Source organism: Planomonospora algeriensis (genome assembly GCF_977012225.1).
Genome location: NZ_CDRNDK010000331.1, coordinates 1 through 7,364, shown reverse-complemented (window position 1 = coordinate 7,364; position 7,364 = coordinate 1). Strand labels below are relative to the sequence as shown.

The following is a 7,364-nucleotide window of genomic DNA, read 5'->3' as shown; positions in this document are numbered from 1 at the left end:
CCGGTCCAGCGCCCGGCCGGTCCACGCCCGGTCGGCCCGCGCCCGGTCGGCCCGCGCCCGGCCGGTCCGCACCCGAGAGGAGTGCTCTCGAGCGGTCCGCCTCGCCCATCCGCGCCACTGACCCCGCTCTTCCCATCCGACCTGCGAGAACGGAGGATCAATATGGAGATCACCCACACCACCGTCCCCGGCACCGGCACCGTGCACCACTTCAGGACCAGGGGCGGGCACCGGTTCTCCATGCTGGTGGACGAGACGGACCGGCTCTCCCTGATGGTGTACGGCCCTGACGATCCCGACCTCGCGGTGGAGTGCGTCGTCATGGAGCGCGACGAGGCCGCCCAGCTCGCGGAGATCCTCCAGCCCCGGCCCATCGCCGACCGGGTCGCCGACCTCGAACACCGGATCGCCGCACTCACCGGAGGCGCCCCGTGACGAGGACGGGCAGGGAGGGAGGCCCTCTCCCGAGGACGAGGGAGAGGCACTTCCGGATACCGGCGGTGCACCCGCCGGAGGTGAAACGCCACCGCTCGGAATCTGACCGCATCCGGAAGGCCCAGAGGGACGGTGTCATGCAGGCACGCGATATCGCCGTGAAACTGCCCACGGTGACGGTCCACGACCCGGTCACCAGGGCGGTGCGGGTGATGACGCTGGCCCGCCTGCCGGGACTGATCGTCGTCGACGACGACTCACGGCCCCGCATGGTGCTGCCCGGCACCCAGGTGCTCCGGATGACGGTTCCCGGCGCCTATCAGGAGGATCCGCTGCTCACCAGGACCGTCGACGAGGCCCAGGCCGACCTGTTCTGGCAGGAGCAGGGTGATCTGACGGTGGGCGACTGCCTGCCACGCCAGCCCGTCAAGCCCGCCACGGTGGCCCTCGACGCGACGCTGCTGGAGGTGGCGGCCCTCATGGCGCGGCTGCGCAGTCCGCTGGTGGCGGTGGTGGACCACGCGGGGGTCCTGGTCGGCACGATCACTCTGGACCGCCTGCTCACCAGCCTGGCCCTGTCCGGCCCCGACGACTGACCTTGCCAGGGCGCTGCCGGGCGCTCCCGGGCGCTCCCGGCCGTCCCGGCGGGAGCGTCCGGGAGGACCTCCCGGCCGGCTTCCCGTGCCCGCCCGCCGTACACCGCCCCGGTCCTGTTCCGGGCGACCTGAGAATCCGCCCGGCCTGACATCCCGCATGCTCTGTGGTCCCGCATGCTCTGACGTCCCGCGCGCCCGGGATCCCGCGCCCCGGGATCCCCGCACGCCCGGGATCCCGTATATACGCCCACCCTTCGGAGGCTTTCCCATGCACGACTTCCGGCGATGCCCTCTGGGCATGCCCCGGCTCTCGCCACCGTCCCGCCGGACCCGGCCCGCCGTCCCGGCCGTGCCCCGGACCGGACCGCCGGGGCGTGGCCGATGAGCGCTCTCGCCGCGCTCGCCGTCTTCGCGGTGGCGTTCTACTACATCGCCACGGAGAAGGCGGACAAGGTCAAGGTGGTGCTCATCGCCGCCGGGGTCATGGCGGTGCTCGGGCTGATCCCCGGCTCGGAGGTGTTCTTCTCCGAGCACGAGGGCGTCGACTGGAATGTGATCTTCCTGCTGCTGGGCATGATGATCATCGTGGGGGTCCTCAAACAGACGGGCGTCTTCGACTACCTCGCCATCTGGGCCGCCAAGAGGTCCTGGGGCAGGCCGTACCGGCTGATGGTGATGCTGATGATCATAACCGCCGTCGCCTCCCCGTTCCTGGACAACGTCACCACGGTCATGCTCGTCGCCCCGGTCACCGTCGTCGTGTGCAACCGGCTGGGCGTGCCCGCCCAGCCCTACCTCATCGCCGAGATCCTCGCCTCCAACATCGGCGGCGCGGCCACCCTCATCGGCGACCCGCCCAACATCATCATCGGCAGCCGGGCCGGGCTGACGTTCAACGACTTCCTCATCCACATGGCGCCCATCGTCGTGGTGACCTTCACGGCGTTCGTGCTGCTGACCCGGGTGCTGTTCAGGAAGTCGTTCCGCTACAACCCCGACCGCGTGACCGCCGTCATGGCCCTCCAGGAGCGGCGCGCCATCACCGACCCGCGCCTGCTGACGCGCTGCCTGGCCGTGCTCGGTCTCGTCATCGTCGGCTTCGGCCTGCACTCCGTCCTGCACGTCGAACCGTCGATCGTCGCGCTGGTCGGCGCCGGGGTGATGGTCCTGGTGTCGGGCACCGACGTCTCCGAGACCCTCCGCACGGTCGAGTGGCCGACCCTGGTGTTCTTCATCGGCCTGTTCGTCATGGTCGCCGGACTGGTGCACACCGGCGTCATCTCCACCGTGGGCGACTGGGCGATCGGCGTGGTCGGCGACGACTTCTTCGGCGCGGCGACCGCGCTGCTGTTCGGCTCCGCCGTGCTGGGTGCCTTCTTCGACAACATCCCCTACGCCGCCACCATGGCGCCCATCGTCGAGGGGCTCGTGGCCCAGGCGCCCGACCCGGCCACCGGACAGGCGCTGTGGTGGGCCTTCGCGCTGGGCGCCGACTTCAGCGGGAACGGCACCGCGGTGGCCGCCAGCGCCAACGTCGTCGTCATCGGCATCGCCGCCCGCGCCGGCCACCCCATCTCCTTCTGGCAGTTCACCAGGTACGGCATCCTCGTCACGGCCCTCAGCTCGCTGATGGCGTGGGTCTACGTCTGGCTCCGCTACTTCACCTGAGCCCGCCGGGCCGCCGGATCGGCGACCTGCTGATCCGGCGACCCACTGATCCGGCAACGCGCTGATCCGGTGATCCGGCGGCCCGCGATGACCGGGCCGCCGGGCCGCACCGGGGACACCGCCATCGACACCGCCGGAGGCACCGCCGAAGCTCAGCCGCCCCGCACGACGCTCTGCACCTCGCCCACCGGGACGTCCCGGGTCACGCCGACCTCGATCGGGTCGTAGGCGAAGGGCGCCACGCCGCCCCCGCCCTGGCCGGCGGCTCCCACCTCCCAGACCGAGGTCACCGTCAGCTCGTAGACCTTCCGGGGCTGGTCGACGGAGGCCCGCAGGTAGCGGACGCCGCAGGTGAACTCGGCCCCCTTGGCGTACGGCCTGCCGCGCGGCCCGCAGCCGCTCTCGACCACCTCGGCGCGGTCGCCGGTCGTGCCCGAGTCGATCTCGATGTCCCCGAGCGTGGCCGTCACGGTGGCGCTCATGACGCCCGGGAGCGTGGCCGTCACCGACCGGGTGGTGTCCCCCACTCCGTCCAGCCAGACCCAGGTCGGCAGGTTGACGTAGCTCCTGGCGTCCGGGTTGAGCTCCACCCGCGGCTCCGGCACGGTCAGCGCGGCGCGGGCGATGTCCATCAGCTCGGCCATGGTGATCCCGGCGGGCGGGGTGGTGCCCGGTGGCACCCACACGAAGCGCTCCAGCCCGGACCAGCAGGCGTAGCCGTTCGGGTCGTCGTAGACGTAGGCGGGCACCCACCACCGGCCCTCCTTGCCCTCCGCCTCCTCGATCTTCTTGATGATCGCGTCGAGTTCCTTCTCGTCGTAGACGGGCTGGCGCTGCAGCAGGTCCTTCGTCCGCCGGTACGTCCTCAGCAGGTCGGCGGTCTTCCTGTCGCTGGGCTCGTACCAGCACGGGCGCCTGACCCGGTAGCCGTCGCGTTTGCCGCCACCGAGCCCGTCGCCGCTGAGCACGACCCGCGAGTCCCGGAGGGTGATCGTCGCCGTCCGATCGTGCTGCCCCGTCTCCACGGTCGGCGGGTCGGCCAGGCCGAGCAGCAGGATCCCCGCGACGGCCAACTTCATGATCATCTAAGGCATCCCTTCGCCTGTTCGCCGGGCGACAGGACGTGCCGCAGGCCCATGATCCGGCGGGCGCCGTCGTCCTCCCGCCGGATCGCGCTCGCCTGGAAGAACGGCCTGCGCATCCACGCCTCCTGCTCGCGGAGCACCTCGCCGGTCCGCGCGTCCACCAGCCGCATCCCCGACAGGTCCACGCACGCGTCCAGCTGCGCCCCTCGCCCCATCACCCCGCTGACGTTGAACGCGTACAGCCGGGCCGTGCCGCGCAGCGCCTGGCCGTCCGCCACGTAGCCGTGCACCCACTCGTAGCCCTGCCGGTTCGCCTCGCCGCCGAGCACCTCCAGGTAACCGGTGTCGCGGCCGCCGCTGGCGATGGCCCGGAAGGCCCCGGCGTAGTAGTCGCGGACCGCGGCGACCAGCCGGGCGGTGGCGGCGTCCGCCGCGGCCGGCTCGTCGGGCCACGACTACGACGACTACTGGGGCTCCTACTACTCCGGCAACCACAAGGCCAAGGCCAGCGGGTGGATCGGCGTCGACTGGAACCGCCGCCAGACCTCCAACGAGGTGCACGTGCGCGGCAAGCTCTACGACCTCGACCACCGCACCTACCGCCAGGGCGGCAAGTGCGCCTTCATCAAGGTCCAGGCGCACCGGTTCGACGACCACCACGGCTACTGGGCCGAGAAGGAGAGCTACCGGCACTGCGGCGCGGGCGGCTACAAGAGGTTCCACTTCGCCGCCGACGACGTCGACTCCGTCCGCGTGCGGGTCTGCCAGATCGGTCTGCGCAGCTCCTACCCGACCCGCTGCGGTGACTGGGAGTATCTGTACACCGCCGAGTCCGAGTGATCCGTCCTGCGCCGGGGAACACCCGACCTCCTTGTGAGGGCGGGTGTTTTTCCTGTTCAGATGGGTCGGTGTAAATATCAGCCCGGATGGCTATAAGTATGGACACGGGAGGGCTGCAACTACATTCCGTTACCAGCGACCCCTGTTCCCGGGGGAGCCGGAGAAGCTATCCGGCACGAGGGACGGGGGCCGAAGGGGAGATGATGATGAAGCGACTTACCACTGGTCTTCTGGCCGTGGCCGCCACCGCGGGAGCGCTCGCGTTCACCGTGCCGACCGCCGCCCAGGCCGCCGCGCCCGCCGCGGCGCTGCTGGCCGCCGCCGCTCCGTGGCTCCTGGAGCACACCGCCCCGGTGGATACGCTGAATGTGCTCAGTCTCATGATCCTGCCGTGCGCACCGGTCATGGTGGGTGCGCAAGTATGGGTGTGGCGCACGTTCGGTCCCCGGAGTGCGGCCGACCGGTCCCCCTCGTTCTTCTAGGGCTCACATGCACAAGGATCTCCTGCGGCTGATGCGGAGCGAGCGAGCAGTCCGCCGCCATCTGGCCCTCTGCCTGGCCGCCGCGATCCTCGCCGGGCTGCTCGTCCTCGTCCAGGCCGAGCTGCTCGCCGGCGTCCTCTCCGGAAGGTTCGAGACCTCGGCGCTGGCCCTGCTGGCGCTGGTCGTCGGGGTCCGGGGCCTGCTCGGCCTCGCCCAGGGGATCGCCGCCGGGCGCACGGCCACCGCGGTGAAGTCGGTCCTGCGCCACCGGCTGCTCTCCCGGCTGCGGGACCTGGGCCCGGCCCGACCGGCCTTCCACCGCTCCGGCGAACTGGTGACGCTGACCGGGCGCGGCCTGGACGCCCTCGACCCCTACCTGAACGGTTACCTCCCGGCGGTCGCGGTGGCGGGCGTCGTACCCGTCGCCGTGCTCGCCCGGCTGGTCTTCGCGGACCTGGCCAGCGCGGTGATCGTGCTCGTCACGCTCCCGCTCATCCCGGTCTTCGGGGCGCTGGTCGGCCTGCACACCAAGGCCGTCACCGAGCGCCAGTGGCGGGCCCTGTCCCGCCTCGGCGGGCACTTCCTCGACGTGGTCCGCGGCCTGCCCACGCTGCGCGCCTTCGGCCGGGCCCGCTACCAGGCGGAGGTGATCCGGCAGGTCACCGACGCCCACCGGAGCGCGACGATGCGCACGCTGCGGGTGGCCTTCCTGTCCTCGCTGGTGCTGGAGCTGGCCGCCTCGCTCTCGCTCGCGCTGGTCGCGGTCCCGATCGGCCTCCGGCTGCTGGGCGGGACGCTCGACCTGTCCGCCGCGCTGCTGGTGCTGCTGCTGGCCCCCGAGGCCTACCTGCCGCTGCGGAACATGGGCACCAGGTTCCACGCCGCGATGGAGGGGGTCACCGCCGCCGACGACGTGTTCGCCGTACTCGACGGGGAGCCCGCCGCACCCCGGCCCGCAGAGACCCGGCCCGCAGAGACCCGGCCCCGCTCCGCCGCCTCCCACTCGGCCGTGTCCCCGCCCACCCGCGGCGGGGTCATCGGCGCGGCCGGTCCCTGGACGGCGCCGGGGATCCGGCTGGAGAACGTCACGGTGCGCTATCCGGGCCGGACGGAGGCGGCGCTCGAGGACGTGTCGCTGGTCATCGCGCCGGGCGAGCGGGTGGCGCTGGTCGGTGAGAGCGGTGCGGGCAAGAGCACGCTGCTCCACCTGCTCCTGGGCTTCCTCACCCCCGAGAGCGGACGGGTCCTGGTCGACGGGGTGGAGCTCGCCGAGGCGCACTGGGAGGACTGGCGCGGGCGGCTGGCGTTCGTGCCCCAGCGCCCTCATCTGTTCGCCGCCTCGGTGGCCGACAACATCCGGCTCGGCTCCCCGGACGCGACGCTCCAGCAGGTCCGGGCGGCGGCCGGGGCCGCGCACGCCGACGGCTTCGTGACGGAGCTGCCGGAGGGCTACGACACGGTGCTCGGCGAGCGCGGGGTGAACCTCTCCGCCGGCCAGCGGCAGCGGATCGCGCTGGCCCGCGCCTTCTGCCGCCCCGCGGCGAACCTGCTCCTGCTGGACGAGCCGACGGCCCGGCTCGACGGCCGGAGCGAGGCGGCGATCGTCGCCGCCACCCGCGAGCTGGCCGAGGGCCGGACCGCCGTGATCGTGGCCCACCGGCCCGCGATGATCGATCTGGCCGACCGGGTGATCCGGATCGCCGGCGGCCGCGTCGTCTCCGACAGCGGCACGGTGACTTCCGGCGACGCGGTGACGACGAGCGCCGGAGGGGCCCGATGAGGCGGATGGGCGGGCGGATCGCCCTGGCGGCGGCCGCCGGGGTCGCGGCGGAGCTCGCCGGGCTGGCCCTGATCGGGTCGGCCGCGTGGCTGATCACCAGGGCGGCCGAGCAGCCGCCGCTGGCGGCGCTGAGCGTGGCGATCGTCGGGGTGCGCGCGTTCGCGACGAGCAAGGGCGTCTTCCGGTACGGCGAGCGCCTGACCGGGCACGACGTGGCGCTCCGGGCCCAGGCGACGACCCGGGAACGGCTCTACCAGGCGCTCGTCCCGGCCGGACCGCCGAGCCAGAAGGGCGCCGACCTGCTCAGCCGGATGGTGGACGACACCGACGCCGTGCAGGACCTGCTGGTCCGCGGGCTGCTCCCGGCGGTCGCGGCGCTGGTGACCGGGCTCGCGGCGGTCGTGCTCGGCCTGTTCCTGCTCCCGGCGGCGGCGCTGGTGCTGGCGGCCGGACTGCTGGTGGCGGGGCGTGGTGCTGC

The 7,364-nt window shown here is 72.6% G+C and carries 8 protein-coding genes and 1 pseudogene; 7 read left to right on the top strand and 2 right to left on the bottom strand.

What is annotated here, in order from left to right; all coding sequences use genetic code 11:
* Positions 1-162: 162 nt before the first annotated feature.
* The 3 genes from ACWJ6R_RS26440 (at position 163) to ACWJ6R_RS26430 (ending at position 2,699) form a co-directional block, all read left to right on the top strand.
* The gene (locus tag ACWJ6R_RS26440) at positions 163-435 is read left to right on the top strand and encodes a hypothetical protein (RefSeq protein ID WP_189240222.1); all 273 of its coding nucleotides are present in this window, start codon (positions 163-165) and stop codon (positions 433-435) included.
* Between the two features lie 137 nt (positions 436-572).
* Complete coding sequence (locus ACWJ6R_RS26435; protein WP_449064827.1) at positions 573-1,031, top strand: CBS domain-containing protein; 459 nt, start codon at positions 573-575, stop codon at positions 1,029-1,031.
* Between the two features lie 381 nt (positions 1,032-1,412).
* Positions 1,413-2,699: an ArsB/NhaD family transporter gene (locus ACWJ6R_RS26430; RefSeq protein WP_449064826.1), complete on the top strand. Its 1,287-nt coding sequence runs from the start codon at positions 1,413-1,415 to the stop codon at positions 2,697-2,699.
* Between the two features lie 152 nt (positions 2,700-2,851).
* Here ACWJ6R_RS26430 and ACWJ6R_RS26425 read toward each other — a convergent pair whose 3' ends face one another.
* Both ACWJ6R_RS26425 and ACWJ6R_RS26420 read right to left on the bottom strand, forming a co-directional pair.
* A complete protein-coding gene (locus ACWJ6R_RS26425; RefSeq protein ID WP_449064825.1) occupies positions 2,852-3,784 on the bottom strand; it encodes a hypothetical protein in 933 nt (310 codons plus the stop codon).
* Positions 3,781-4,113 carry a hypothetical protein gene (locus tag ACWJ6R_RS26420; RefSeq protein WP_449064824.1) on the bottom strand — a complete coding sequence of 111 codons (333 nt, stop codon included), beginning with the start codon at positions 4,111-4,113 and terminating at the stop codon, positions 3,781-3,783. Before ACWJ6R_RS26420 ends, ACWJ6R_RS26425 begins: the two co-directional genes overlap by 4 nt.
* Positions 4,114-4,201: 88 nt before the next feature.
* On the opposite strand from ACWJ6R_RS26420, the gene ACWJ6R_RS26415 reads away from it, so the two are divergent.
* The 4 genes and pseudogenes from ACWJ6R_RS26415 to ACWJ6R_RS26400 form a co-directional block, all read left to right on the top strand.
* On the top strand, positions 4,202-4,624 hold the full coding sequence (locus tag ACWJ6R_RS26415; RefSeq protein ID WP_449064823.1) for a hypothetical protein: 423 nt from the start codon (positions 4,202-4,204) through the stop codon (positions 4,622-4,624).
* A gap of 206 nt (positions 4,625-4,830) precedes the next feature.
* Positions 4,831-5,106, top strand: coding sequence for a hypothetical protein (locus ACWJ6R_RS26410; RefSeq protein ID WP_449064822.1), 276 nt, complete (start codon positions 4,831-4,833; stop codon positions 5,104-5,106).
* A 7-nt stretch (positions 5,107-5,113) separates the two neighbouring features.
* Positions 5,114-6,886, top strand: coding sequence for a thiol reductant ABC exporter subunit CydD (gene cydD / locus ACWJ6R_RS26405; RefSeq protein WP_449064821.1), 1,773 nt, complete (start codon positions 5,114-5,116; stop codon positions 6,884-6,886).
* Positions 6,883-7,364, top strand: a pseudogene (locus tag ACWJ6R_RS26400) (thiol reductant ABC exporter subunit CydC); the annotation flags it as partial. The gene cydD and the pseudogene ACWJ6R_RS26400, both read left to right, overlap by 4 nt.